Consider the following 25497-nt stretch of genomic DNA (forward strand, 5'->3'; position numbering starts at 1 on the left):
TTATTGTAAAAACTAAATCCAATTCTTAAAGTGGAGGTGGATTTGATGTTGAAGCAATATAAATATAAGCTTGCTTGGATATCCGTTGCTTTGTGTTTGGTAATAGGTATTGTGACTTTTCTGCAAGCTAAATATGACTATAACTCTATCTTATTGGGTAATAACGGAGCGACATTTAGCAGTCTTTGGAACAGTTCTGATATAAATGTGGGAATGAATAAAAATGATCAAAGTGCTTCTAAAAAAGTGAAAAAGGCACAGGTAGCAATTGTTATAGATGATTTCGGGCAGAGCAATAGAGAAGGTGTTATGGAAATGCTCTCAATTAACAGACCACTTACGTTTGCTGTAATGCCGAATTTAGAGAATAGTGTTAAGGACGCTGCAATGGCTAAAGAAAAAGGTTTCGAAATTATTGTGCATTTACCAATGCAGCCAATCAGCGGAAAATCCCGATGGATGGGGCCCGGAGGTATCACTTTTGATATGGGAGTCGAGCAAATTCGTCAGAGAGTATTGCAAGATTTTGATCAAGTACCTTTTGCTGTTGGATTTAACAACCACATGGGTTCCTTAATTACAAGCAAAGAAAAACTTATGTCCCCTATTCTTGAGGTAGCTAAAGAAAAAGGTTTTTTTGTTTTAGATAGCAGGACTACTGAAGATTCGAAGGTTGTCTCTATATCAAAAAGTTTGGGTATTCCTTGTGCTAAAAGAGATGTATTCTTGGATGAAGTTAAAAATTATGAGCATATGAAAAAGCAGCTAAAAGTATTAAGCACTATAGCCTTAACTAAAGGTACAGCTATAGGCATTGGGCATGTAGGTCAAGGAGATAAAAAAATGGCTTTAGCTATAAGTGAGATGATACCTGTAATGGAGGAGCAGGGTATTGAGTTTGTTTATCTTTCAAAGTTGGTGCATTAATCAAATAAGACCATATATTTTATAGGATATGGACGGTGATGGAACAAATTATGAGGACAATATTTGTTTTAATATTTGTTTCAATAGTTGCAGCAATATTTTGGGTAAGTCAACCTGTTTCAACCGTTGCAGAAAAGCTGATCGAAAATAATAAACAGGCTGAACAGAAAATTATTGTTATTGATCCCGGTCACGGAGGATATGATCCCGGAGCAGTACATGGAAGTATATTGGAAAAAGATATTAACCTGTCTATTTGTGAAAAATTAAAAAAAGTTTTGGAGGCTAATAATTATAGGGTTATTTTAACCAGAACAGGTGATTATAATCATGCGATTAAAGGTATACATGGGAGGGAAGCAAAGCTTTATGATATGAAAAAAAGGGTTGAAATAGCACAGGAAGCAATGGCAGATATCATTATTACCTTGCATGTGAACAGTGTGAAAAAAACGTCCTACCAGGGCGCAGAAGCATTTTATTATCCCATATCGAGAGAAGGTAAGACGCTGGCGCTGGCCATCCAAGAGGAGTTTATCACTATACCTGATATGAACAAGAGAAGTGCTAAAATAAGTATGTGCTATATGTTAAGATACAGTAAAATGCCATCCGTATTAGTTGAAGTTGGGTATCTGAGCAACCCGAGAGAACGCAAATTGCTCCTGGAAAGCAAATATAGAGATTTGTTGGCAGATAAAATTGCAGCCGGTGTGATAAAATATTTTAACAATAAGTAATATAAGGCAGCTCAAAGACATCTACACAACAATCACCCAGTTGTACAGGTGTTTTTTTGTCTCATACAGCTTTGAGTAATATCTATAATTTAACTGAGTAGTTGATTAAGGTATCTAAAAAGCTGCGGTAATATACATGGATCAGTTCTTACGGAAAATAATTTTGAATAAATAAAAAAACGGCTATTAGCCGCTTTTGTTTGAAGCATTATTAGTATTAAACAGCGCGTTGAACTTTTCCACTTCTCAGGCAACGGGTACAAACCATTATCCTTTTCGGTGAGCCATTAACAATGGCCTTAACTCGTTGTAGATTCGGCGCCCAGGTCCTTTTAGTACGAATATGGGAGTGACTTACCTTCATGCCGGTTACAACGCCTTTACCGCAAATATCACATTTCCTGGCCATTAATTACACCTCCTTCTAACATCACTTATATATTTTATCAAAAATATTTTTATGTTGCAAGAAAGGATTTGTTTTTTTATGCTTGATTGTGGGCAAAGAATGTCAGATAATTTTTTTAGTAATAAGTTGGGGTGGTTATCGCATGAATCTCATACAAAAAATCAGTACACCTATTCAATATGTAAAAACTGTTGGCCCGCAGCGTGCCTCAATGCTGCAAAAATTAGGCATATATACTGTTCGGGATATGTTGTATTATTTCCCCCGCCGCTACGAGGAAAGAAAATTAATTGAATTTGTTAATGAATGTTCTCAGGATGATACTGTTAGCGTCAGGGGTACAGTTTTAGGTTCTCAGGATCTAAAGCTTCGTCAAGGCTTAACTGCTACAAAAGTAGCTCTAAGTGATGGTATGAATATCTTTTATGCTGTATGGTTTAATCAGCCTCATATAAAAAAACAGATTGCTCCTGGTTTGACAATAACGGTAACCGGTAAGGTAGATCAAAGGTATGGAGCAGTACAGATAAGAGTTGCTGATTTTGAGTTAAATAACAGCTCGGTTGCTGAAAATTACTGGTGCAGTATAGTTCCTGTCTACGCCCTGTCAGAAAAAATTAATCAAAAGTTTTTGCGCGGACTAATAAAAACCTGCCTGGAAGAGTATACTTCTGAACAAGAAGAGTTTATACCTGAAAATTTAATCAAGAAATATAGATTACTGCCCTTAAACCGTTCCTTGCTATGGATGCACCAGCCGCAAAATATTTTAGAAACAGAAAAAGCCAGAAGGAGATTAATCTTTGAAGAATTATTTTTGTTACAGCTGTTGCTTGCTGCCCGTAAAAGAACAATTACCAGAAAACTAAAGTTTTTTACTTATTCAGATAAGAATGAAATACTGAAGAAATTTTTAAATAATTTGTCCTTTGGACTAACACCGGCTCAGTCCAGAGTCTGGCAGGAGATTATGACTGATATGCACAGGTCTGTGCCTATGTACCGGTTGCTGCAGGGGGACGTGGGTTCGGGCAAAACAGTTATTAGTACTTTGGCTTTATTAAAGGCAGCTGAGAACGGTTTGCAGGGCGCTCTGATGGTTCCTACGGAGATCCTGGCTGAGCAGCATTATTTATTTTTAAAACGTTATATGGAGCCTCTGGGTATTAATGTAGGGTTGCTTACAGGAAAGATGAAAAAAGCCGAAAAGAATATGGCTTTTCAATTGATTGAGTCAGGTCAAATGCAAATCGTCATAGGAACACATGCCTTGATTCAAGAAAATATAGCCTTTAAACATCTGGCAATGGCAGTAATAGATGAGCAGCATCGCTTCGGGGTGCGCCAGAGAGCCACTTTGCAAGACAAAGGGATTTGCCCGGATATGCTGGTCATGACTGCTACCCCCATACCCAGAACTCTGGCCATGACTCTTTACGGGGATTTGGATATTTCGGTTATTGATCAACTGCCACCTGGCAGAAAGCCAATAAAAACTCATGTTATTTACGAAAATAAACTGCCTGACACATATGAATTTATGCGTAAACAGATAAGAATCGGACGCCAGGCTTATATTATTTGTCCTCTTGTGGAAGAGTCTGAGCATGTGGAAAGCCAGGCCGCTATTGATTTAGCCTTAGAATTGTCTGAGGGTGAACTGGCTGATTTTAGTGTTGGTTTGCTGCATGGTAGAATGAAATCAGAACTAAAAGAAGAAGTAATGACAAAGTTCCGTTTAGGTGAAATAGATGCACTGGTTACTACCACTGTTATCGAAGTTGGGGTGGATGTGCCCAATGCAACGGTTATGGTAATTTTGGATGCGGATCGCTTCGGTTTAGCACAATTGCATCAGTTAAGGGGAAGAGTAGGCAGGGGATTAGAGCAGTCTTATTGTATTTTAGTGGCCAACCCCAAAACCGATGAAGCCAGGGCCAGGTTGGCCGCAATGCACAGATCTGAGGATGGTTTTTATCTGGCTGAGCAGGATTTGCGAATACGCGGTCCGGGAGAATTTTGCGGTACGAGGCAATCAGGTCTGCCTGACTTAAAGGTTGCGGACCTGATTCGCGATTGGAAAATTCTTGAGGTTGCCAGACAAGAAGCGATAGATTTATTAGCCTCTGACCCAGAATTGAAAAAACCGGAAAATGAAGCCTTGTTGAGAGAAATCAGAACCAGATTCCCGGATAGTGTGCAGTTTGCTCATATAGGATGAGATTCATTTTCGGGGTTAATGGCAATTAGGTTTTAAGTTACCTATTTCACGATATAACCCTATAATTTTTCATACATTTTATTTTTCCGTTTGAACCATACTATGATTAGCTTCACAACAAAAAAAAATTTAAAGGGGGATATCAAGAAATGTCGCGTAATAGAAATCAGCCAGTAACTCCAGGTGCTAAGTCCGCTTTAAACAACATGAAATTTGAAATTGCCAATGAGTTGGGTATAAATGATTATGCAAATATGGATAAGGGGTCATTGCCCAGTCGTGTTAACGGTTATGTTGGTGGAAATATGACTAAGAAGTTGGTTGCTTTTGCCGAGCAAGCCCTGCAGAACGGTGCTACTCCACAGGTAGTACAGTCTGCACAATTGGAAACCCCGCAAACTCAGGGACAAAGTCAATAACTATAAAAATGTACAACTTAATAAACATTGGTATTATGCAGGCGGGGGAGACCCCGCTTGCTCAATTTAATACTCTTATTGAAGATATAAACTGTAGTCATCTGCGGTTATGGAGGAATGAAGTGACATAGATATTGCACCTGCAATTATCTTAGCTGTTTCCTTAATTAAATCATCTACTTCTCGAGGTGTTACCATAAGATTGCCTGCAAAAGGTTCTAAAACTTTGCCGGTTGCTTGTTGCACAATTTCCGGGTTAATGTTGAAGTTTTGCGCTAGACCGGGGTTTTCACTGATACTCTCAAAAATCTGGTTGAAGGTGTCCTGAACTATGATAGCTGCATGAACAACTGTAGGTACCCCTATTGCTATAACGCGTACACCCATTGTTTCCTGGTTGATGCCTTTTCTTGTATTACCCACACCCGAACCTGGATTTATGCCTGTATCTGCCAGTTGAATGGTAGTGCTGATTCTGTTCACATTGCGAGCGGCCAGAGAATCTATAGCTATTATTAAATCAGGTTTAATTTTATCTACCACGCCTTTAATTATTTCCGCTGTTTCAATCCCTGTGATACCTAAGACTCCCGGTGCCAAAGCACTAACACATCGCATGCCCCCGTGCAGTTCTTCCGGCGCATAGTTATGGAGATGTCTGGTCACCAGACTGTATTTTACAACTGTTGGCCCCAGGGCGTCGGGAGTAGCATTCCAGTTGCCCAATCCAATTAATAAGACGGATGCGTCTTGAGATAAATTAATTATTTGTCCTAAATGTTTAGACAGAATCTTAGCTACCTCATGGTGAGCCTGGCGGTTGTTTTCGCGTATAACAGGAGCTTCTACGGTAATATAGTTACCGCAGGGTTTGCCCATTAATGCTTCCGCTGATTTTTCAGTTATTTTTACAGTTGTTACCGATGCAAAGGTATATTGCTCTTTGTTCACCGTTACTCCTGGAATTTCTTGCCCTGTTTGTCCACGCAGCAATTCATGAGCTTCTACGGCCAGATCTAAATTGATGCCGAAAGTTTTACAGCACTCTGAAATCAATTTTTTACCCCCCTAAGTTACTAACATATATGCTTACCCGCAGAGGTTAATTTATGCAAATTTTTATATAAAGTTTATAAAAAAATATTAATATTTGTAAAATGGAAAATTCGATTTTTTTTTCCTTGTATGTTATAATGTAATCAGTATGGTTTTGAATCTTGTCTTACGGGGAGGGTTTCAAATCCGTGTTATATCAGGATCAGTTAAGGGCAGACGCTTAAAATCTCCAGGAAATTTGAAAATTAGACCGACAGCTGATCGAGTAAAAGAAGCACTTTTTAATATAATCAGAGACAGGGTACCGGGCAGTATTTTTCTTGATTTATTTGCAGGTACAGGAAATATAGGAATTGAGGCATTAAGCCGTGGGGCTTCTATGGTTGTTTTTGTTGAGCAGCACTATAAAACCATACAGCTGATAAAAGAAAATTTGGGTTTGACTGGTTTCAATGATTATGCTACCTTGTTAAAGGGAAACATTCCTTCTTGTTTTAGCAGTTTGGGTGCAATGTCTTATAAATATGATTTGATTTTTATGGATCCGCCTTATTTGAAGGATTTAATAAATTGTGCTTTATCTGGAATAGATGAATATGATTTATTGCTTCCAGGTGGACAGGCTATTGTGGAGTGCAGTAAACTGGAGGATTTACCCCTAGAGGTTAATAAATTGCGGCTAATACGACAGGAAAAATACGGAGATACGATATTAGGCTTTTATATGGATATCTAACAATGTGGGGGGATTTCCTTTGCGGATTGGGGTATATCCGGGCAGTTTTGATCCGGTAACCAACGGCCATCTGGATGTTATTGAAAGGGCAGCTTTGCTATTTGATCGTGTAATTGTTGCTGTGTCTAGGAATGTAAGTAAAAATCCTCTTTTTACCGTTTCCGAGCGAGTCGCGACTTTGCAGCAGGTGCTCATACCTTATTATAATGTGGTGGTGGATTCTTTTGACGGGCTTACAGCTTTTTATGCCAGACAGCAGGGGGCGCAAGCTATAATAAGAGGATTGCGAGCCATATCAGATTTTGAGACAGAGTTTATGATGGCCTTAACAAATAAAAAAATTGTTTCTTCTGTGGAGACTGTGTTTTTGATGACGAGAGCAGAGTATTCATTTATTAGTTCGTCAGCGGTAAAAGAACTGGCCTCGTTTGGTGGTTGTGTGGAAACCATGGTTCCCCCGCTGGTTGAGCAGAAACTTAGAGAGAAGTTTGCTTTCAAAGTTAAAGGGGAGGGATAGCTCGGTGGAGCTTTTCAATGTTTTAAACGAGTTAGAGGAATTAATCGAGAGCAGTACTAAGATACCTTTTTCCAGAAAGGTACTGGTGGATGAGGAGAAAGTGCTGGATTATCTTGATCGTATTAGGGCTGTTTTGCCGGAGGAAGTACGGCAGGCCAAGTGGGTTGTACAAGAACGGGAGAAAGTTTTGTCAGATACAAAAAAAGAAGCCAGTAAGCTTATAGAAAACGCGCAAAAACAAGTAATGCAGCAGGCTGATGAAAGTGAAATTGTTCAACAATCAAGAATTATAGCAGAGGAAATAGTGGAGCAGTCAAAAATGGTGTCACAGGAAATGAGAGAAGGTGCCCGTATTTATGCGGATGATATATTAAAAGGTTTAGAAGACAATTTGGGCAAGTTGTTAAACGAGATACAACAAGGTAGGTTGGAACTGCAGGGTATCAAAAAAGAGACGGGTTATTAACCCGTCTCTTTTTTGATACCCTAAAAAATCATGCTTATGATAGATATGTTTGAAAGTAATCTTAAGCGACTTTCTTTGTAAATTTACTTATTTGGTTAATTTAAAACCAGTTCTAGCCGCATAATACTTTGGTATCGCGGGCGATAACCAACTCCTCATTGGTAGGAATGAGAAGAATGGCTACTTTTGAACCGTCCTTGGCCATGTTTACTTCTTTACCCCTTACATCGTTTTTAACCGGATCCAGTTCGGTTCCTAAGAATTGAAGTCCTTCACAAATCATGGCACGCAGGTCTATAGCATTTTCACCAATACCAGCGGTGAATACGATAGCATCTACGCCGTTCATAACAGCTGCGTAAGAACCGATATATTTACGTACATAGTGGGCATAAACCTCCAGAGCTATTTGGGCTTTGTGGTTGCCATCACTCATAGCTTGACCGATGTCCCTCATATCTGAGGAAATACCCGATATACCCAGCATACCTGATTTTTTGTTCAAGATGTTATCGATTTCTTTTCCGGAAAGACCTTCTTTTTCCATCAAAAAGGGCAGTATAGCTGAATCAATGGAACCGCAGCGGGTACCCATAACCAGTCCTTCCAGTGGGGTGAAGCCCATCGAAGTGTCAACTACCTTACCATTTTTCACAGCAGCAATACTGGCGCCGTTGCCCAAGTGACAGGTAATAACCTTGACTTCGGAAGGGTCTTTTCCCAGCATAACAGCCGCTCTTTGAGCCACATATTTATGCGAGGTACCGTGGAAACCGTAACGGCGTATTTTATACTTTTCATAATATTCGTAAGGAATGCCGTAGATGTAGGAAGCTTCTGGCATAGTTTGGTGAAAAGCAGTATCGAAAACTGCAACTTGCGGTGTATCGGGCATCAATTCTTGACAGGCTTCAATTCCCATGATATTAGCCGGGTTGTGTAAAGGAGCCAGTTCTTTGCAGTCAACTATAGCTTTCATAATTTCTTCAGTAACGATTGCTGAATCAGTAAAAGTCTCTCCGCCATGTACTACCCTGTGACCTACTGCGTCAATTTCTTTCATATCGCCGATTACACCATGCTCTGCATTAATCAATGCATCCAGCACCAGCTTAATAGCTACTGTATGGGTGGGCATTTCCGTTTCAATTCGCACCTTATCTTTACCGGTGGGTTCATGAGTTAAAAAAGAACCGGCGATTCCAATTCTTTCAACCAGGCCTTTAGCCAGCAGGTTTTCGGTAGTCATGTCCAGTAGTTGATACTTTAAGGATGAGGAACCACAGTTCATTACCAGTACTTTCATTTAAATTTCCTCCTTAAAAATTATTGTGAATATTTTTATCATTTTGTATAAGCCCACACCTGGTATAAGGTGCGGATAGGCTTGCGGCCTGTTTATATCATATATATGATGGATTATTTAGTTGCCTGTGCCTGACAAACTGTAATAGCTGTTACGTTAACAATGTCTTCAACGCTGCAACCGCGTGACAGATCGTTTACCGGCTTGGCAATACCCTGTAAAACAGGTCCGATAGCTTCGGCGCCGGCTAATCGCTGGACTAATTTGTAGCCAATATTGCCTGCCTGCAGATCAGGGAATACCAGCACGTTGCATTTCCCCGCAACCTCACTGCCAGGTGCTTTGGATGCTCCAACTTTAGCGACAATAGCGGCGTCAGCCTGGAATTCACCGTCCACCACCAGATCAGCATATCTTTCTTTAGCAATTTTGGTAGCTTCCTGGACTTTGCTTACCAGTTCGTGTTTTGCACTGCCTTTTGTAGAGAAGGAAAGCATGCCTACTTTGGGTTCAGTTATGTTAGCGATAGACTTGGCCGATTGAGCTGAGGCATAAGCAATTTCAGCCATTTGTTCCGCATTAGGGTTGGGATTGACAGCACAGTCAGCAAAAATCATTACACCTTCTTGTCCATATTCTGCAGTAGGCATAATCATAACAAAGCAGCTTGATACTGTTGAGATGCCTGGGGAGGTTTTAATTATTTGTAAAGCCGGTCTTAATACATCTCCTGTAGTGTTTATAGCGCCTGCCACCATACCGTCAGCTTCACCCAGCTTGACCATCATGGCTCCGAAATAAAGGGGATTTAATAGTAAGGCTTTGGCTTCATCAGCTGTCATACCCTTTGATTTACGGATTTCTGCCAGTTTTTCGGCATATTCGGTCATTTTATCAGTGGTTGCCGGGTCTACAATGCCAATGCCATCTAAGCTTACGCCCAGGCTGGCGGCTGATGTTTTTACAGTATCAACATTACCTAATAATGTTACTTTGGCAATACCTTCTTTGATAATGGCTTCTGCTGCCTTAATTGTTCTTTCATCTTCTGATTCGGGCAGTACAATAGTCTGTGGGTTAGCTTTGGCTCTGGCTTTAATTTGATCCAACAGATTCACGGTTAATTACCTCCTTAGTAGACTTTTATTTTAATTTGGGGGCTAAATATAAAGTTAATTTAACCCATTATAATATCCATATTATTACCATATAATATTTATATGGCTAACTTTAATGATAACACAATGTTTAGTGATATTTAATGTCAACAGGATATGTGAGACTATCAAAATATTTGAGAATTGCATATATTTTCTAGTTTGCCTGAATATTCTTGATATTTGGCTTGCGCTCCTCTTATTTATAAACAAAAGATTTCATGCTTTTTAACAGCTGCAGCAATATAGCCAATGCTATCGGTAGCAAGATAAGCAGTGTTAATAATGAGAAGGAGAACAGTAAGTTGGCGGTAAGAGAAACTGTCCGCTGCCCGTAAGCGGCTATAACGGGTTTTGCCAGAGCCAGTGTTTCGCCATAGGAGTAGCCGGCCAGTATATAAGTGTAGAGACCTGCAATACAAGCATGGGCTATACGTCCAAGAACAAAGGGTAAAATTCTGATATCGGTTTCAGCGATCATGCTGGCAACTTGAGCGTGAACTGAAAGCCCTCCCCAACCGAGAATTATGGCAACCGCAACAAGCTTTTGCAATAAGGGCGCTGTAGTCTCACAGACTGACTTGGTTCCTAATGTCATTTCCCAAAAACCGGTTCCTAAACTTTGCAATAGTTCCGGTGAAATACCTAACGGAATCAATAAAATACCAAAAAAATCTCCCATTAAATGAATGAGCCCTGTGTTAGTAAATATGCGAATGAGAACAGCAAACAAAATTATAAATCCACCGATAGCTAACAAATTAGAAACTGAATTTTTTACTACGTCACTCATTATTCTTCCTACAGGACGGTTTTCCCTGCTTTGAACAGTTAACATCTGGCGAATGGCCCTTTTTAGGATGTTTCCTGCCGAAAAAGCCGGGGCAATTGCTTCCCGATCATTTCTTGAGTAAAATCTAAGGCATATGCCTAAAGTTAAGCTGGCTAAATAGTGAGCACCGGCTATAACAAGTCCCAGTTCCGGCTTATTAAACATTCCTACTGCAACAGCAACCAGCATAAAAAGTGGGCTGGAATTATTAGTAAAGCAAATAAGACGCTCAGCTTCAATCCTGGTACAGAGTTTTTCCTGGCGCAGTTTGGCTGTAACCATAGCACCGATAGGAAATCCGGAAGTAAAACCGATGGCCAGTACAAATGAACCTGAACCCGGCAGGTTAAATACCGGACGCATCACAGGTTCCAGAAGAATACCCATGAAATGAACTACACCGAAGGCCATTAACAACTCCGAGGCAATGAAAAAGGGCAGTAAAGATGGCAGAACAATTTCAAACCAGGTCTTTAACCCTTTTACTGAACCCTCGTAAACTATTTGCGGTTGTAGTATCATGGCTATAATAAAAAAAATGCTGCATGCTGTCCAAAAAATTTTGCCTGAGTGATTGGTGTATTTCCTGCTGGGGAAAGCATATTTAATTGTCAATACGGACATCACAGCTATGGCAAAAATAGTAATGAAAATAAGCATAATAGTTATCACCAGTTGTGTTAAAATTTATTATAATAAAATATTTATGTTCTGGGTAGAGGTATTAGAATAAAAAAATAGATTTATTGAAAAATTAAGAAAACTGGCAGCGCATGAAAAAACTTGACAAAAAATCAATGGCTTAATATAATGAGGGTTGTTGAAATCAGAGGTGACGTTATGTTTTTATTGGATACCAGGCCTTTAAAAAATTCTCCTGGCTTAACTGAAAAATATACTTGGGATGAAGAAATTCCCGTTGGTGATGTTAATACTGGCTCAGTTGTTTTTAGCGGACCGGTTATGGTTGATGTAGATATTACCAATTTAAACGGAAATTTTGTATTGCAAGGAAAGGTAAAAGCCAGGGTTTTGTTGAAATGTGATCGTTGTCTGGAAGAATATTTATTCCCTGTAGAGACAGAAATAAGTGAAATTTATCGGTTGATTTCAGAAGCACCGGTTGCTGATGAGCTCGATAATGAGGATATTACAGGCTTTAGAGGTGACTACATTAATATTGCTCCGGAATTGGTTAAGAGTGTTTTTTTGGCCTTGCCGATGAAAACCATATGTAATTCTGAATGCAGGGGATTGTGTTCTACCTGTGGAAATAATCTAAATCAAGCAAAATGTGATTGTGCTGCGATTAATATTGACCCTCGTTTGGCTGTTTTAAAAAATCTGTTAAAAAATTGATAACCCATTAAAGTTATATTAAGTTTTATAAGGAGGTGGAATTATGGGATTGCAGCAAAACAGGACTTCCAAGCAAAAAAAGAGATCCCGCAGGGCCCAACAAAAAATTACTCCCCCTGTGCTGGTCAAGTGTCCCCAATGTCATGAGTCGGTTAAGCCTCATTATGCTTGTACTGCTTGTGGATATTATGATGCAAAAAAAGTAGTTGAAAAATAGCTTGCTGTTAAAACTTTGGTACTTAGCCAAAGTTTTTTTATTGCTCAGGTTGCATTTAATTTCCAAGTAATTTATACTTAGTTTGGTACCTGGTACTAAATAAATTTCGGGAGTTATCCTCAATGGTTAAGGCTGTTTTGAAAAAATCGGAGAGGCAACAAGTGTTAGAGAAATATCTGGCTAATAATCCTTTTCTAACGGATGAGAAACTGGCTCAGATTCTGGGTGTTAGCATTCAAACTGTGCGTTTAGACAGAGGTGAGTTGAATATTCCTGAGTTGAGACAGAGACTTAAAGAAATAGCCAGGGGTAATGACAGAGAGTTAAGATCATTAAGCAGCGATGAATTAGTCGGTGAATTAATAGAAATGGAAGCTGATCAATATGCTTCCTCACATCTTAGTATCAGTGAGGATATGGCTTTTCAAAAAACAAAGATTGCTAGGGGACATCATTTGTTTGCTCAGGCTAATTCTCTGGCCGTAGCTGCTATAGATGCGGAAGTAGTATTAACAGGTACAGCCAGAGTGAGCTTTAAAAGACCTGTGTATATAGGAGAATTGGTAGTTGCCAGGGCAGTGGTTAAGCGAAAAAAGGGTCAGAAATATTTGGTAAGGGTTATATCCCAAGTTTTTGATGAAATAGTCCTTGAAGGAGATTTCCTGGTTTTTGTCATGTCTAAGGAGGTTTGGCCGGTAGATGAAAATAGCTGTTGACGCTATGGGAGGAGATTTTGCTCCGCGTGAAATTGTCCAGGGTGCTGTGCAAGCCGTGCAGGAGTATGGCTTTCAGATTATTTTGGTCGGTGACACAGAAAAGATAACAGCTGAGCTGGGTTCTTTTCCACGGGACAAAATTGAACTTGTACATACTAAAGAGGTTATCGCAATGGATGAACACCCGGCCTCTTCTGTAAGAAAAAAGAAAGGTTCTTCAATTGTTCAGGCAAACCTGCTGGTAAAAGAGGGCAGTGCGCAGGCTGTTGTTTCTGCCGGCAGTACCGGTGCGGCTATGGCTGCCTCTTTATTGTATCTGGGCAGGATAAAAGGTATTGATCGACCGGCTATAGCCAGCGTACTGCCAACTATGAAAGGAGGCACTGTGCTTTTAGATGTCGGTGCCAATGTCGATTGTAAACCCCAGTACTTATTGCAGTTTGCAATAATGGGTAATCTTTATGCAAGTAAAATTTTAGGTATAATAAAACCGCGTGTCGGATTGCTAAATATCGGTGAGGAGGAAACCAAAGGAAACGAATTGACTTTAGCTGCATTTCCTTTACTGCGTCAATCAGGTATTGATTTTATCGGAAATGTTGAGGGACGGGAAGTATTTAGCGGTGATATTGATGTGATAGTTTGTGACGGCTTTGTAGGTAATATTGTTTTGAAGACATCAGAAGGCCTGGCTATGGCATTAAAGAGTATGATTAAACAGGAGATATCCTGTAGTATTACGGCTAAGCTGGGGATACTGCTGACTTTACCATCTCTCAAAAGATTCAGACAGCGTATTGATTATACTGAGTATGGAGGTGCGCCTCTCCTTGGAATTAATGGTATCTCCGTAATCAGTCATGGCAGTTCTACGGCTAAAGCTATCAAGAATGCCATTAGGGTTGCGGCAGATGCTGTAGAAAACGGTTTGGTGTCATCTATCAGGGCTGATATTGAAAAGGGTCAGGATACTAAGGGGGTAGAGTACAGTGAAGAAGTATAATGCCGGTATTGTCGGTCTGGGCACTTATGTGCCGGAACGTATTCTCACTAATATAGAACTGGAGAGTAGTTTGGAAACTAGTGATGAGTGGATTCTCAGCAGAACAGGAATCAAAGAGCGCCGGATTGCCGCTCCAGAGCAGGCTGCATCGGATTTGGCTTTGGCAGCTGCCAGTGCCGCACTGGAAAATGCCAGAGTTTCTGCCAGCGAAGTTGATTTGATTATATGCGCTACTCTTACCCCCGATATGTTTTTCCCTGCCACCGGTTGCATAGTACAGGATCGATTGGGTGCTAAAAAGGCTGCCGCTTTTGATCTTGAGGCTGGCTGCAGTGGGTTTATTTACGGTTTGTCTGTAGCACAGGCATTTATCGCAAGTGGAATATACAAGACTGTTTTGGTGATAGGAACAGATGTGATGTCCAGAATAGTCAATTGGCGGGATCGTGGTACCTGCGTGCTTTTTGGTGACGGAGCGGGAGCTGTTGTCCTCAAACCGGTGGAGCAGGACCAAGGTATTTTATCGGTTCATTTGGGGGCTGACGGTTCAGGTGCAGGTACTTTGCTGGTTCCTGCCGGAGGGTCGCGCATGCCTTTATCTCAAGAAGTTCTTGATCTCAATTTGCAGTTTATACAAATGAGTGGTGGGGACGTATTCAAATTTGCAGTAATAGCCATGTGTAATGCAACCAAGCATGTACTGGCGGGAGTAGGCTTGGAGACCGAGGATCTGGGTATGCTGGTACCTCATCAGGCCAACACAAGAATTATTGAATCAGCGGCTAAACGTTTAAAATTGCCTATGGATAAAGTGGTTGTCACTGTAGACCGTTATGGTAACAATTCTACGGCTTCTGTCCCTCTGGCACTGAAAGAGGCTGTTGACGACGGTAGAATTAAGAACGGGCAGAATGTTGTTCTAGTGGGTTTCGGTGCCGGTCTTACCTGGGGTGCGGTGCTTATTCGTTGGGTGTTGTAGGTTGGCCCATAAGATATTTGTTATATATTACGCCAAAAGAGGTGATATTATTTGATTCATACCAAGTTATGTGATTTATTGGGTATAGAATATCCTATATTGCAGGGAGGTATGGCCTGGGTTTCTACTGCTGAATTGGCTGCTGCTGTGTCTGAGGCAGGAGGCTTGGGAATTATCGCTTCCGGGCAGGCTCCGCCCGATTGGTTGAAAGAACAGATCCGTAAAGCGAAAATCTTAACCGGCAAACCTTTCGGGATAAATGTTATGTTGTTATCTCCTTACGCTGAGGAAGTTTTAAATATCATTAGAGCAGAACGGGTGGCCGTTGTGACAACAGGTGCCGGCAACCCGGGAAAATATGTCCCCTGGCTGCAGGAAGTAGGGACCAAAGTGATTCCGGTAGTGGCTTCTGTAGCACTGGCTAAAAGACTTGTCAGAAACGGTGTGGATGCAATAATTGCCGAGGGAGTTGAATCAGGAGGACACGTGGGTGATTTAACTACCATGGCATTAGTACCTCAGGTGGTGGATGCTGTAGATGTTCCGGTTATTGCTGCCGGCGGTATTTTTAACGGCAGGGGTTTGGCTGCTGCCTTAAGTCTGGGGGCTGTTGGTGTGCAGATGGGCACCCGTTTTATGTGCGCAACTGAATGTACTGTGCATAATAATATTAAGGAAGTTATTTTAAAGGCTAAGGACAGAGATACTGTTGTTACAGGTAAGCCGACAGGACATCCTGTCCGGGTTATTAGGAATAAGCTGGTAAGGCAGTTTGAGGAGTTGGAAGGTCGTGGTGCCCCGGCTGAGGAATTTGAAAAGCTTGGTGTAGGTCGGTTGAAGGCTGCTATGGTGGACGGGGATGTGCAATTTGGCTCAGTTATGGCCGGTCAGGTATCGGCTATGGTGCGGCAAATTGAGTCAGCCCAGGATATTGTGCAGGATGTTATAGCTGGTGCTGAAAAGGTCTTGCGCCATTTGTACGAAGGAGGGGTGATCAAGTAATGTCTTTGGCTTTTGTTTTTCCGGGACAGGGTTCGCAATATGTCGGTATGTGCAGGCAGTTTTATGATAATTACCAGGTTGTCAGAGACATATTTGATTTGGCGGATAAAGCGCTTGCTTTCAGCATCAGTGAGTTGTGTTTTCAAGGGCCGGAAGAATTGTTAGGACAGACTGAAAATACTCAGCCGGCTGTTTTGACTGCCAGCATTGCTTGCCAGGCTGTTTTATTGGAGGCTGGTATTGCCCCTGAAGCATTAGCCGGGCACAGTCTGGGAGAATACTCGGCACTGGTGGCCGCCGGTGCGTTGAGCTTTTCAGATGCGGTGCAAATTGTGCGCAAGCGCGGCCAATTAATGCAACAGGCCGTTCCCCCCGGCGGTGGGGCTATGGCAGCTATTTTAGGTTTGGATGCAGGTATGTTGCAGGAGGTTTGTAAGCATGCGTCGGATTTGGGTATGGTGGAAGTGGCTAATTATAACTGTCCGGGGCAACTGGTAATAGCGGGCTCCGCGGCGGCCCTGGAGAAAGCCATTGTATTGGCCAAAGAGGCGGGTGCTAAGCGGGCGATTAAGCTGGTTGTGAGCGGACCGTTTCATTCTGCTTTAATGTTCCCGGCTGCGGAAAAACTGGGCCGGGAATTAGAGCAGATCAGTATTATTGAGCCTAAACTAAGATTGGTGGCTAATATTTCTGCTGACTATGTTACTACAGCTGAGCAGATAAAAGATTGTCTGGTTAGACAGGTCTATGGGCCGGTCAGGTGGATAGAAGTTGTACAAAAAATGATTAATGACGGTATTGATACCTTTGTGGAAGTTGGTCCCGGCAAGGTTTTAAGCGGGTTGATTAAGAAAATTGATAAAAGGGTAAATATTTATAATGTTGAAGACCAACCTTCTTTGGAAAAAGCGCTTGCAAGTTTGAAGGGGGTTAGCTAAAATGTTACTTGAAAGTAGGGTTGCTCTGGTGACCGGCGCTTCCAGAGGTATCGGCAGGGCTGTTGCTTTGGCTCTTGCCGGGGCAGGGTCCGATGTAGCAATTAACTGTGCCGGGCGGATTGAAGCTGCTGAAGAAGTAGCAGGGGAGATTAGATCTATAGGGCGGCGGGCCCTGGTGGTTAAAGCTAATGTGGCTGATCCTGCTGAAGTCAACGAGATGGTGAAGACTGTTTTGTCAGAGTTGGGCCGCCTGGATATATTGGTTAATAACGCCGGTATTACCAGAGATAATTTGGTTATGCGAATGTCTGAAGATGATTGGGATTCGGTTATATCGGTTAATTTAAAAGGTTCTTTCAACTGTGCCAAGGCCGTCACTAGATCAATGTTAAAAGCCAGGTATGGTCGGATTGTAAATATCAGTTCGGTGGTCGGTATTTCCGGCAATGCGGGGCAGGCCAATTATGCCTCCAGTAAAGCCGGTTTGATTGGTTTTAGCAAAACTTTAGCTAAGGAATTAGGGTCTCGAAATATTACTGTAAATGTTGTAGCTCCAGGATTTATTGAAACCGATATGACTTCTGCTATGCCTGATGATTTGAAAAAGAGTATGTCAGATAAGATTTCTTTAGGGCGTTTAGGTAAACCGGAAGATGTTGCAGCAGCAGTTGTATTTTTGGTAAGCGAGCAGGCTTCCTATATTACAGGTCAGGTGCTTGCTGTTGACGGCGGTTTGGTTATATAATTTGACAGTGGTTAATAATACTGGGTAAGGGGGGTGAATGTGAGTGTCAATTTTTGATGAAATTAAACCTATTATTGTTGAACAATTAGGTGTTGAAGAAGACGAAATTACTATGGAATCATCTTTTATCGATAATTTAGGTGCAGATTCTTTGGATATCGTGGAACTGGTCATGGCTTTGGAAGAGAAGTTTGATATAGTTATTCCCGATGAAGATGCCGAGAAGATTCGTACTGTCGGTATGGCAGTTCAGTATATTCAGGATCATCAATAATTATCTCAAGAAAGTCGCTTTAAGCGACTTTCGAGCAGCCACAGGCACTCGTGCTCGTCGGAAATTATGCGATGTTAGTTTTAGCTTGTCCACAGAGCCATTATAAGCATAATTTCTTAGAATATTAAAAAGTCCCGGAGATAAGCTTTCGGGACTTTTTGAAAATTTTATTGGAATTAGAATGTTATAGTTTAGGTGTGACAGGAGGTGCTGTTTTGCAAAAACGGATTGTTGCAACCGGTATGGGTGTAATTTCTCCGGTAGGCATTGGAATTGAGCCATTTTGGTCAGCTTTGACTGCTGGAGTTTCCGGAATAAAGAGAATTACTAATTTTGACCCGTCAGGGTTTGCTACACAGATAGCCGCAGAAGTCAAGGGTTTTAATCCTCACGATTACCTTGATAAAAAGGAAGCCAGGCGGATGGACAGATTTACCCAGTTTGCCGTGGCTGCCTCTAAAATGGCTATAGAAGATGCAGGTTTGGATTTGGGTCAACTTGATAAAAATCGTGTGGGTGTTGTGCTGGGTTGTGGTATCGGTGGATTGTCAACTATGGAAGAACAGACCAGAGTGCTGGTGGAGAAGGGCCCTGGCCGGATCAGTCCTTTCCTGGTACCGATGATGATTGCTAATATGGGAGCAGGACAGGTAGCTATAGCTTTTGGGTTGCGCGGACCGAACATAACGACTGTGACAGCCTGTGCCTCCAGTACTAATGCTATTGGAGATGCGATTAAGCTTTTACAGAGAGGACAAGCTGACGTAGTGATTAGCGGTGGAACGGAAGCGCCGATTACTCCTTTAGGTGTAGGTGGTTTTGCTTCTATGAAGGCAATGTCTACCAGAAACGATGCGCCTGAAGAAGCCAGCCGCCCCTTTGATGCCGACAGAGACGGTTTTATTATTGGTGAGGGTTCTGCCATACTGGTATTGGAGACTGAAGAGCATGCTTTAAAACGAGGTGCACGCATTTACGGTGAAGTAGCCGGTTACGGTACTACCTGTGATGCTTTTCATATTACAGCCCCTGATCCGGAAGGCGCCGGTGCTGCTGCCTCTATGCGTATGGCTCTGGAAGATGCAGGAATTGCGCCGGAACAAGTTGACTATATTAATGCGCATGGTACTTCCACTCCATTAAATGATAAATTGGAGACAATAGCTATCAAAACTATTTTTGGTGAGAGTGCCGGGAAGATACCTGTGAGTTCAACTAAGTCTATGACTGGTCATATGTTGGGCGCCGCCGGCGGTATAGAGGCTTTGGTTTGTTTTTTAGCCATTAATAGAGGCATCATTCCCCCGACAATAAATTATCATACCCCGGATCCTGATTGCGATTTAGATTATGTACCTAACAAGGCCAGGGAAGCCAGGGTTAATATCGCCATGTCAAATTCTTTTGGTTTTGGCGGTCATAATGCAACTTTGATATTTTCATCATATAACAAAAAATTATAGGGTCTGTATTGATCAACCTGAGCAGGGGATCGTTAATGAAAAAAAATCAGGATAATATAATGCAATTGATGCAACAGGTTGGAGTTGCGTGGAACGATGAAAACCTTCTCTGGCAAGCCTTGACACACAGTTCGTATGTTTATGAGAGTGGCTCTGCCGCCCATACCAATAACCAGCGGCTAGAGTTTTTAGGTGATGCTGTTTTGGAACTTTTGGTAAGTGGCTATCTATATAGTTCTTATCCAGAATGTGCCGAGGGTGAGTTAACTAAATTAAGGGCTGCCATAGTATGTGAACCTTCGCTGGCTAAAGTAGCCCGTCAGCTTAATTTGGGTTACTGTCTCAGGATGGGCAAAGGTGAGGAGCGCTCCGGCGGGAGGGAACGGCCATCTATTCTGGCTGATTCTTTTGAGGCATTGTTGGGCGCGGTTTATCTGGACCAGGGTCTGGAAAAAACAAGGATGTTCGCTCTCAAATTTTTGGCTCCGGTTATAAATGATGTGCTGGAAGGTAGGGTGGATCGGGATTATAAAACGGAATTGCAGGAAATGCTGCAGAAAAAATCACCGGAACCGATTAGCTATGTGATATTAAATGAAGAAGGACCGGATCACCAGAAGTTATTTACAGCTGGTGTTGTTTATTGTGGAATAATAATTGGGCAAGGGACAGGACGCTCTAAAAAAGAAGCTGAACAACAGGCAGCTAAAATAGCCTTGCTGGAATTGCCGTCTAACGGCGAAATCAATTTGCGGGTTCGTTCTCATCTGCATACGGGAGCCAGAAGAAGACCTATGCAAAAGTGCAAGCGGTAGGAGGTTAGCCATGGGTTTTTTCAGTCGTTTAAAAGAAAGTCTGACCAAAACAAGAAAAAATTTTGTAGAAAAAATAGAAACACTGGTAACCAGGCGTCGGGCTATCGATGAAGGTTTTTACGAAGAGTTGGAAGAAATACTAATCGGCGCCGATATTGGAATCAACACAGCTGTAGAGATAGTGGAAAACTTAAGGGCCGAAGTGAAGAAACGTAAAATAGATGACGTTGAGACACTTAAAGAGGTGTTAAAAGAACTCATTTGTAACATCCTGGGTGAGGGTGGTGCAAGCACTGCTTTAAATATAAATGAAGACGGTTTGACTGTAATCCTGGTGGTCGGCGTAAACGGGGTAGGTAAAACCACTACCATCGGCAAGCTGGCTTACTACTTTAAGGAGGAGCTGGGCAAGAAGGTACTGCTGGCTGCCGGGGATACATTTCGGGCTGCTGCCATTGATCAGCTTGAAATATGGTCTAATCGGGTTGGTGTAGAGATGATTAAGCATAAAGAGGGTGCTGACCCTGCAGCGGTGGCTTATGATGCTATTCAGGCAGCCAGGGCCCGCAGGTCAGATGTGCTGATTGTGGATACTGCCGGGAGGCTGCATACTAAGAGCAATCTTATGGATGAACTAAAGAAAATAAAACGTGTGATCAACAAAGATATGCCGGAGGCGCCACAGGAAATCCTGCTGGTTTTGGATGCTACCACTGGGCAGAATGCAGTTAGTCAGGCCAAACTCTTTGGAGAGGCTGCGGATGTAACAGGCATTGCCTTGACAAAACTGGATGGTACAGCTAAGGGCGGTGTGGTGATTTCTATTAAGAATGCTCTGAAAATTCCGGTTAAACTTATCGGCATTGGCGAGGGTATAGAGGATTTGAGACCGTTTGAACCGGAAGTTTTTGCTGAAGCATTGTTTCCGGTTAATAAGGAGTCTGCTTAAAAAGACCGTATTCGTACGGTCTTTTATTTTACAATGGGAAATATAAGAATATATAAATAAAACTTTTTTATTCATTGTATAAATATGTTATGCAAAAAGAAAAATCAGGGGGTATAATAAATGTATGGCAGGAGATATCTTATATAATTAGTAATCCGCTAGGAATTTTTCTCATTGACCGTTCTCTCTGCAGAGATCATCCAGTAAGATAGCCATACCAGGAATGCTTGGCAGGAATATAATTAAAACGGTAACCGGAGGGGAAGAGATGACAGTAAAAATAGCTATTATTGGTGGTACCGGTGTCTATGATCCCAATATTTTGGAGAATATCCATGAGGAGCAGCTAGAAACCGAATATGGCCGCACACTGGTTAAAATAGGTGAATATAAGGGGAAAAAGGTGGCGTTTATGGCCCGCCATGGGGCGGATCACTCGGTCCCCCCGCATTTGGTAAATTACCGGGCTAACATTGCGGGTTTAAAGCAACTGGGAGTGAAAAATATTTTTGCCACAGCTGCAGTAGGTTCTCTGAACCAGTCTATGAAAGCTGAGGATTTTGTTTTTGTAGATCAATTTCTTGATTTTACTAAAGTACGCAAGCATACTTTTTTTGAAGGCGGCGAAAATGGTGTTGTCCACCTGGATGTAACCGATCCTTACTGCCCGGAATTGCGCAGGTTGCTCATGGAGGTATCGGGTAATTTGGGGTTAACAGCCCATAACGGCGGCACATATGTTTGTACAGAAGGTCCTCGTTTTGAAACTCCGGCCGAGATCCGTATGTTTGCCAGGCTGGGTGGCGATTTGGTGGGGATGACTAGTGTTCCTGAAGTAGTTTTGGCCAGAGAGGTTCAGATGTGCTATGCTACAATCTGCATGGTTACTAACTATGCAGCCGGTATCGCCGAGTACAAATTATCTCATCAGGAAGTAGTGGAGGTAATGAGTAAAAATGTGGCAAATTTGCGCCGTTTAATTATGGAAACCATTGAAAGTTTGGAGGAGGGCAGAACTTGCAGTTGTCAGATCTCCCATGTTGATCCCGTATAATTTGCGAAAGTGGCGGTGTTATGTTATGGAATCCATGCACTGGGCAAACAATCTATTAATGTTATTGGACCAGACTTTGTTGCCAGGGAAAATTTACTATAAGCCTTGTTGCGATTACCATGAGGTGGCGGAAGCAATTAAGTGCTTACGAGTGCGCGGCGCGCCGGCTATTGGGGCAGCTGCTGCTTACGGTATAGTTTTGGCGGCTTTGTCCGCAGGTCAAGCAACACAAAAAGAGTATATTAAGCAAGTCGAGTCAGCAGGTCGTTTTTTAAAAGCTACACGTCCTACTGCAGTCAATTTAGCCTGGGCGGTAGACAGAATGCTGGGGGTAATGACGCAGGCAGGTGCATTAGGTGCTGAAGACTTAAGCAGAGTCTTATTAGAAGAAGCCCATAAGATACACTGTGAAGATGTTGAAAGCAACAGAAGAATGGGGCGGTATGGTCAAGAATTGGTTCCGGATAAGGCAGGAATACTGACCCACTGCAATGCGGGGGCTTTGGCTACCGCCGGTTTTGGCACAGCTCTTGGCGTTATAAGGGCTGCTTGCGAGGCAGGTAAACAGGTTAGTGTTTACGCCGATGAAACCAGGCCCTTATTGCAAGGTGCCAGGCTAACTGCCTGGGAAATGATGCAGGATAATATTCCTGTAACTCTTATTACCGATAATATGGCTGGTTATTTGATGTCAAAGGGCAAAGTGGATTTAGTAATAGTGGGTGCTGACCGGATAACGGCCAATGGGGATGTAGCTAATAAAATCGGCACCTATGGTGTTGCAGTGCTGGCTAAAGAGCATGGGATTCCTTTCTATGTGGCAGCTCCCCTTTCCACCATTGACCTGTCTTTGCCTGACGGCGGGGCTATTCCTATTGAGGAGCGGGAACAGGATGAAGTAACCTCCTTTGGCGGCATACAGGTAGCTCCTGCCGGTGTTAAGGTTTGGAATCCTGCTTTTGATGTTACACCGCACAGGCTGGTGACAGCTATTATTACTGAGCGGGGAGTGGTTAGGCCGGATTATCTGCAAAATTTAAGAAAGTTAGCATTTGAGCAATAAGTTACAGATTGTTTTAGGAGGTATAAAATGACAGATTATATTGTTCGGGACATTAAATTAGCACCCGGCGGGCGGCTTAAAATAGACTGGGTCAGAGAGCATATGCCTGTGTTGAATGAAATCAGAGCTGAGTTTGAAAAAGAGCTTCCTTTTAAAGGTATACGGGTAGCGATTAGTATTCATCTGGAAGCTAAGACTGCTTACTTGGCGGAGGTGTTGAAAGCCGGTGGTGCTGATGTGTCTATAAGCGGTTCCAATCCTCTCTCTACTCAAGATGATGTAGCTGCGGCTCTTGCGGAGGCAGGTATTAACGTATTTTCCTGGTACAATTCCACGCCGGAGGAATACAAAGAGCACCTGTTGCAGGTGTTAGATACTAAACCGCAGATTATTATTGATGACGGCGGGGATTTAGTCAACCTATTGCATACGGAAAGGAAAAACCTGGTTGTAAATGTTTTAGGCGGCTGTGAGGAAACTACTACCGGTGTGATCAGGTTAAGGGCCTTAGAGCGGGAAGGCGGCCTATTGTTTCCTATGGTAGCGGTAAACGATGCTTACTGCAAGTACCTGTTTGATAACCGGTATGGCACGGGTGAGTCTGTTTGGTCGGGTATTATGCGCACTACCAACTTAATTGTTGCGGGAAAAACTGTTGTTGTTATAGGTTATGGTTGGTGCGGCAAGGGTGTTGCCATGCGGGCCAAGGGTATGGGAGCCAAGGTTATTGTTTGTGAGATTGATCCGATTAAGGCCATTGAAGCCTTTATGGATGGGTTTCAGGTTATGTCGGCAAAAGAGGCCTCTGTTTCCGGGGATATTTTCATAACTGTAACCGGTTGCAAGGATGTACTCACTAAAGAGCATTACCAGCTGATGAAAAACGGTGCGATTCTTTCTAACGCCGGTCATTTCGATGTTGAGGTAAATAAGCCCGACCTGGAAAAGACAGCTGTAAGCCATCGTACTGTTCGCAAGGATATTGAAGAATACGCGATGACAGACGGGAGAAAAATTTACTTGTTAGCGGAAGGGAGACTTGTCAATTTAGCTGCCGGTGACGGTCACCCGGCGGAAATAATGGATATGTCTTTTGCCCTTCAGGCTTTGTCAGCCAGATATATTTTGAAAAATGCCGCTGCTTTAGATAAAAAAGTGTATGATGTACCTAAAGAGATTGACAGCAGGGTGGCTGAGATAAAACTGCGTTCATTAGATATTAATATTGACAAATTGACACAGGAACAAGAAGACTATTTAAACTCCTGGTTGGTGGAATAATCAAATATAAGAGCTTGTAATACCGTAAGTTACCATATGGTAACCATATCTATAATTTGTAATATGAAATTTTCAAAAGTGAAAGCAACCTAATTGCAAAAACACTAGTGAAGAGAAAAATTATTTGCAAATATATCAGGTGAACAGGAGTTTGGGGGAGTAACTGAAAAATGTCTTTGGCAACAGAAGAAGCAAAAGATAACGTGGTTAGGGTCGGCCATCGTATGGCTCAAAGCAGGCTGGTGGTGGGCAGTTGGGGTAATATTTCTACTCTGGTCAAGAAAGATAAATTGGTTATTATTACTCCCAGTGCGGTTAACTGCGATAACCTGCATGCCCATGCCCTAATTACCGTTGATTTGGAGGGAAATGTGGTTGAAGGTAATCTAAAGCCTTCAACTGAATTAAAACTGCATTTGGCAGTTTATAAATCCAGGCCGGATGTTAACGCGATAGTTCATACGCATAGCACTTACGGTTGTGCCATGGCTGTATCCCGTCAGGCTTTGCCGCCTATTCTGGAGGACATGGCCCAACTGGTAGGAGGGCCTGTACCTGTAGCCGAGTATGCGCCTGCCGGAACAGCAGAATTGGCGGAAAATTGCTCCCATGCACTCGGTAAATTAAATGCGGTTTTTCTGGCCAACCATGGTGTGATTGGAGTGGGCAGAGAATTGGAAGAAGCTTTTCAGGTTTGCCAGATTGTTGAGAGAACGGCCAAGGTATATATTTTATCCGGAATATTAGGAACGCCGCATGTTTTAACCCCGGAAGATGTAAAATCCCATCATAATTACTATTTGACGTGTTATCGTCGGCCAACAAATAAGAATAAGTGATCTGATTTTGGGAG

28 protein-coding genes are annotated in these 25497 nt (G+C 42.3%); 23 read left to right on the plus strand and 5 right to left on the minus strand.

Annotated elements, in window-relative coordinates; all coding sequences use genetic code 11:
• The first annotated feature begins 45 nt into the window (after positions 1-45).
• The gene (locus tag DTOX_RS05590; RefSeq protein ID WP_015756761.1) at positions 46-927 is read left to right on the plus strand and encodes a divergent polysaccharide deacetylase family protein; all 882 of its coding nucleotides are present in this window, start codon (positions 46-48) and stop codon (positions 925-927) included.
• Positions 928-977: 50 nt separating this feature from the next.
• Entirely contained in the window at positions 978-1667 is a 690-nt protein-coding gene (locus DTOX_RS05595; RefSeq protein WP_157862864.1) for an N-acetylmuramoyl-L-alanine amidase family protein, read from the plus strand.
• Between the two features lie 217 nt (positions 1668-1884).
• On the opposite strand, the gene rpmB is transcribed toward DTOX_RS05595, so the two are convergent.
• Complete coding sequence (gene rpmB, locus DTOX_RS05600; RefSeq protein WP_015756763.1) at positions 1885-2076, minus strand: 50S ribosomal protein L28; 192 nt, start codon at positions 2074-2076, stop codon at positions 1885-1887.
• A gap of 142 nt (positions 2077-2218) precedes the next feature.
• On the opposite strand from rpmB, the gene recG reads away from it, so the two are divergent.
• Entirely contained in the window at positions 2219-4297 is a 2079-nt protein-coding gene (gene recG / locus DTOX_RS05605; protein ID WP_015756764.1) for an ATP-dependent DNA helicase RecG, read from the plus strand.
• Positions 4298-4446: 149 nt separating this feature from the next.
• Positions 4447-4716, plus strand: coding sequence for an alpha/beta-type small acid-soluble spore protein (locus DTOX_RS05610; protein ID WP_015756765.1), 270 nt, complete (start codon positions 4447-4449; stop codon positions 4714-4716).
• A 75-nt stretch (positions 4717-4791) separates the two neighbouring features.
• Here the strand turns inward: DTOX_RS05610 and gpr are convergent, their stop codons facing one another.
• A complete protein-coding gene (gene gpr, locus DTOX_RS05615) occupies positions 4792-5772 on the minus strand; it encodes a GPR endopeptidase (protein ID WP_015756766.1) in 981 nt (326 codons plus the stop codon).
• Between the two features lie 148 nt (positions 5773-5920).
• Here gpr and rsmD point away from each other — a divergent pair, with 148 nt between their 5' ends.
• The 3 genes from rsmD to DTOX_RS05630 are packed head-to-tail and all read left to right on the plus strand — an operon-like array spanning position 5921 to position 7491.
• Positions 5921-6508 (plus strand): 16S rRNA (guanine(966)-N(2))-methyltransferase RsmD, encoded by a 588-nt coding sequence (rsmD, locus tag DTOX_RS05620; protein ID WP_083773376.1) that lies wholly within the window; start codon positions 5921-5923, stop codon positions 6506-6508.
• Between the two features lie 19 nt (positions 6509-6527).
• Complete coding sequence (gene coaD / locus DTOX_RS05625) at positions 6528-7025, plus strand: pantetheine-phosphate adenylyltransferase (protein ID WP_015756768.1); 498 nt, start codon at positions 6528-6530, stop codon at positions 7023-7025.
• Positions 7026-7029: 4 nt separating this feature from the next.
• A complete protein-coding gene (locus DTOX_RS05630) occupies positions 7030-7491 on the plus strand; it encodes a hypothetical protein (protein ID WP_015756769.1) in 462 nt (153 codons plus the stop codon).
• Positions 7492-7603: 112 nt separating this feature from the next.
• Here the strand turns inward: DTOX_RS05630 and DTOX_RS05635 are convergent, their stop codons facing one another.
• The 3 genes from DTOX_RS05635 to ylbJ form a co-directional block, all read right to left on the minus strand.
• Positions 7604-8797: an acetate/propionate family kinase gene (locus DTOX_RS05635; RefSeq protein WP_015756770.1), complete on the minus strand. Its 1194-nt coding sequence runs from the start codon at positions 8795-8797 to the stop codon at positions 7604-7606.
• A 113-nt stretch (positions 8798-8910) separates the two neighbouring features.
• A complete protein-coding gene (pta, locus tag DTOX_RS05640) occupies positions 8911-9915 on the minus strand; it encodes a phosphate acetyltransferase (RefSeq protein ID WP_015756771.1) in 1005 nt (334 codons plus the stop codon).
• 238 nt (positions 9916-10153) lie between these two features.
• Positions 10154-11446 (minus strand): sporulation integral membrane protein YlbJ, encoded by a 1293-nt coding sequence (gene ylbJ, locus DTOX_RS05645; protein ID WP_015756772.1) that lies wholly within the window; start codon positions 11444-11446, stop codon positions 10154-10156.
• A gap of 180 nt (positions 11447-11626) precedes the next feature.
• Here ylbJ and DTOX_RS05650 point away from each other — a divergent pair, with 180 nt between their 5' ends.
• From DTOX_RS05650 to DTOX_RS05725, 16 genes are all read left to right on the plus strand, one after another.
• Positions 11627-12145 carry a YceD family protein gene (locus DTOX_RS05650; protein WP_015756773.1) on the plus strand — a complete coding sequence of 173 codons (519 nt, stop codon included), beginning with the start codon at positions 11627-11629 and terminating at the stop codon, positions 12143-12145.
• Positions 12146-12188: 43 nt separating this feature from the next.
• Positions 12189-12362: a 50S ribosomal protein L32 gene (gene rpmF, locus DTOX_RS05655; protein ID WP_015756774.1), complete on the plus strand. Its 174-nt coding sequence runs from the start codon at positions 12189-12191 to the stop codon at positions 12360-12362.
• A gap of 122 nt (positions 12363-12484) precedes the next feature.
• Positions 12485-13078: a transcription factor FapR gene (gene fapR / locus DTOX_RS05660; RefSeq protein ID WP_015756775.1), complete on the plus strand. Its 594-nt coding sequence runs from the start codon at positions 12485-12487 to the stop codon at positions 13076-13078.
• Positions 13062-14081 carry a phosphate acyltransferase PlsX gene (gene plsX / locus DTOX_RS05665; RefSeq protein ID WP_015756776.1) on the plus strand — a complete coding sequence of 340 codons (1020 nt, stop codon included), beginning with the start codon at positions 13062-13064 and terminating at the stop codon, positions 14079-14081. The genes fapR and plsX overlap by 17 nt, the downstream gene beginning before the upstream one ends.
• Positions 14068-15060 (plus strand): beta-ketoacyl-ACP synthase III, encoded by a 993-nt coding sequence (locus tag DTOX_RS05670; RefSeq protein WP_015756777.1) that lies wholly within the window; start codon positions 14068-14070, stop codon positions 15058-15060. The genes plsX and DTOX_RS05670 overlap by 14 nt, the downstream gene beginning before the upstream one ends.
• A gap of 51 nt (positions 15061-15111) precedes the next feature.
• Positions 15112-16062, plus strand: a complete 951-nt coding sequence (gene fabK, locus DTOX_RS05675; RefSeq protein ID WP_015756778.1) for an enoyl-[acyl-carrier-protein] reductase FabK — start codon at positions 15112-15114, stop codon at positions 16060-16062.
• Positions 16062-17000, plus strand: a complete 939-nt coding sequence (gene fabD / locus DTOX_RS05680) for an ACP S-malonyltransferase (RefSeq protein ID WP_015756779.1) — start codon at positions 16062-16064, stop codon at positions 16998-17000. Before fabK ends, fabD begins: the two co-directional genes overlap by 1 nt.
• 1 nt (position 17001) lies before the next feature.
• On the plus strand, positions 17002-17745 hold the full coding sequence (gene fabG / locus DTOX_RS05685; protein ID WP_015756780.1) for a 3-oxoacyl-[acyl-carrier-protein] reductase: 744 nt from the start codon (positions 17002-17004) through the stop codon (positions 17743-17745).
• 43 nt (positions 17746-17788) lie between these two features.
• Complete coding sequence (gene acpP, locus DTOX_RS05690; RefSeq protein WP_015756781.1) at positions 17789-18019, plus strand: acyl carrier protein; 231 nt, start codon at positions 17789-17791, stop codon at positions 18017-18019.
• A gap of 215 nt (positions 18020-18234) precedes the next feature.
• Positions 18235-19482 carry a beta-ketoacyl-ACP synthase II gene (gene fabF / locus DTOX_RS05695; RefSeq protein ID WP_015756782.1) on the plus strand — a complete coding sequence of 416 codons (1248 nt, stop codon included), beginning with the start codon at positions 18235-18237 and terminating at the stop codon, positions 19480-19482.
• 35 nt (positions 19483-19517) lie between these two features.
• The gene (rnc, locus tag DTOX_RS05700; RefSeq protein WP_015756783.1) at positions 19518-20297 is read left to right on the plus strand and encodes a ribonuclease III; all 780 of its coding nucleotides are present in this window, start codon (positions 19518-19520) and stop codon (positions 20295-20297) included.
• Between the two features lie 10 nt (positions 20298-20307).
• On the plus strand, positions 20308-21246 hold the full coding sequence (gene ftsY / locus DTOX_RS05705; protein ID WP_015756784.1) for a signal recognition particle-docking protein FtsY: 939 nt from the start codon (positions 20308-20310) through the stop codon (positions 21244-21246).
• A 268-nt stretch (positions 21247-21514) separates the two neighbouring features.
• Positions 21515-22300 (plus strand): S-methyl-5'-thioadenosine phosphorylase, encoded by a 786-nt coding sequence (gene mtnP / locus DTOX_RS05710; protein ID WP_015756785.1) that lies wholly within the window; start codon positions 21515-21517, stop codon positions 22298-22300.
• Positions 22301-22325: 25 nt separating this feature from the next.
• Positions 22326-23363 (plus strand): S-methyl-5-thioribose-1-phosphate isomerase, encoded by a 1038-nt coding sequence (gene mtnA / locus DTOX_RS05715; protein ID WP_015756786.1) that lies wholly within the window; start codon positions 22326-22328, stop codon positions 23361-23363.
• A 27-nt stretch (positions 23364-23390) separates the two neighbouring features.
• Positions 23391-24644 (plus strand): adenosylhomocysteinase, encoded by a 1254-nt coding sequence (locus DTOX_RS05720; protein WP_015756787.1) that lies wholly within the window; start codon positions 23391-23393, stop codon positions 24642-24644.
• 170 nt (positions 24645-24814) lie between these two features.
• The gene (locus DTOX_RS05725) at positions 24815-25483 is read left to right on the plus strand and encodes a class II aldolase/adducin family protein (protein WP_015756788.1); all 669 of its coding nucleotides are present in this window, start codon (positions 24815-24817) and stop codon (positions 25481-25483) included.
• The last annotated feature ends 14 nt before the right edge of the window (positions 25484-25497 follow it).

Source organism: Desulfofarcimen acetoxidans DSM 771, from assembly GCF_000024205.1.
In the GTDB taxonomy this organism is placed as follows: Bacteria; Bacillota; Desulfotomaculia; order Desulfotomaculales; family Desulfofarciminaceae; genus Desulfofarcimen; species Desulfofarcimen acetoxidans.

Coding starts and splice junctions, on each gene's coding strand:
- ylbJ (WP_015756772.1), bottom strand. CDS start 11,446: ATGCTTATTTTCATTACTATTTTTGCCATAGCTGTGATGTCCGTATTG.
- DTOX_RS05590 (WP_015756761.1), top strand. CDS start 46: ATGTTGAAGCAATATAAATATAAGCTTGCTTGGATATCCGTTGCTTTG.
- DTOX_RS05595 (WP_157862864.1), top strand. CDS start 978: ATGAGGACAATATTTGTTTTAATATTTGTTTCAATAGTTGCAGCAATA.
- DTOX_RS05650 (WP_015756773.1), top strand. CDS start 11,627: ATGTTTTTATTGGATACCAGGCCTTTAAAAAATTCTCCTGGCTTAACT.
- fabD (WP_015756779.1), top strand. CDS start 16,062: ATGTCTTTGGCTTTTGTTTTTCCGGGACAGGGTTCGCAATATGTCGGT.
- recG (WP_015756764.1), top strand. CDS start 2,219: ATGAATCTCATACAAAAAATCAGTACACCTATTCAATATGTAAAAACT.
- fabG (WP_015756780.1), top strand. CDS start 17,002: ATGTTACTTGAAAGTAGGGTTGCTCTGGTGACCGGCGCTTCCAGAGGT.
- DTOX_RS05725 (WP_015756788.1), top strand. CDS start 24,815: ATGTCTTTGGCAACAGAAGAAGCAAAAGATAACGTGGTTAGGGTCGGC.
- fapR (WP_015756775.1), top strand. CDS start 12,485: ATGGTTAAGGCTGTTTTGAAAAAATCGGAGAGGCAACAAGTGTTAGAG.
- mtnA (WP_015756786.1), top strand. CDS start 22,326: ATGGAATCCATGCACTGGGCAAACAATCTATTAATGTTATTGGACCAG.
- DTOX_RS05635 (WP_015756770.1), bottom strand. CDS start 8,797: ATGAAAGTACTGGTAATGAACTGTGGTTCCTCATCCTTAAAGTATCAA.
- plsX (WP_015756776.1), top strand. CDS start 13,062: ATGAAAATAGCTGTTGACGCTATGGGAGGAGATTTTGCTCCGCGTGAA.
- DTOX_RS05720 (WP_015756787.1), top strand. CDS start 23,391: ATGACAGATTATATTGTTCGGGACATTAAATTAGCACCCGGCGGGCGG.
- rnc (WP_015756783.1), top strand. CDS start 19,518: ATGAAAAAAAATCAGGATAATATAATGCAATTGATGCAACAGGTTGGA.
- DTOX_RS05610 (WP_015756765.1), top strand. CDS start 4,447: ATGTCGCGTAATAGAAATCAGCCAGTAACTCCAGGTGCTAAGTCCGCT.
- rpmB (WP_015756763.1), bottom strand. CDS start 2,076: ATGGCCAGGAAATGTGATATTTGCGGTAAAGGCGTTGTAACCGGCATG.
- rsmD (WP_083773376.1), top strand. CDS start 5,921: ATGGTTTTGAATCTTGTCTTACGGGGAGGGTTTCAAATCCGTGTTATA.
- ftsY (WP_015756784.1), top strand. CDS start 20,308: ATGGGTTTTTTCAGTCGTTTAAAAGAAAGTCTGACCAAAACAAGAAAA.
- rpmF (WP_015756774.1), top strand. CDS start 12,189: ATGGGATTGCAGCAAAACAGGACTTCCAAGCAAAAAAAGAGATCCCGC.
- mtnP (WP_015756785.1), top strand. CDS start 21,515: ATGACAGTAAAAATAGCTATTATTGGTGGTACCGGTGTCTATGATCCC.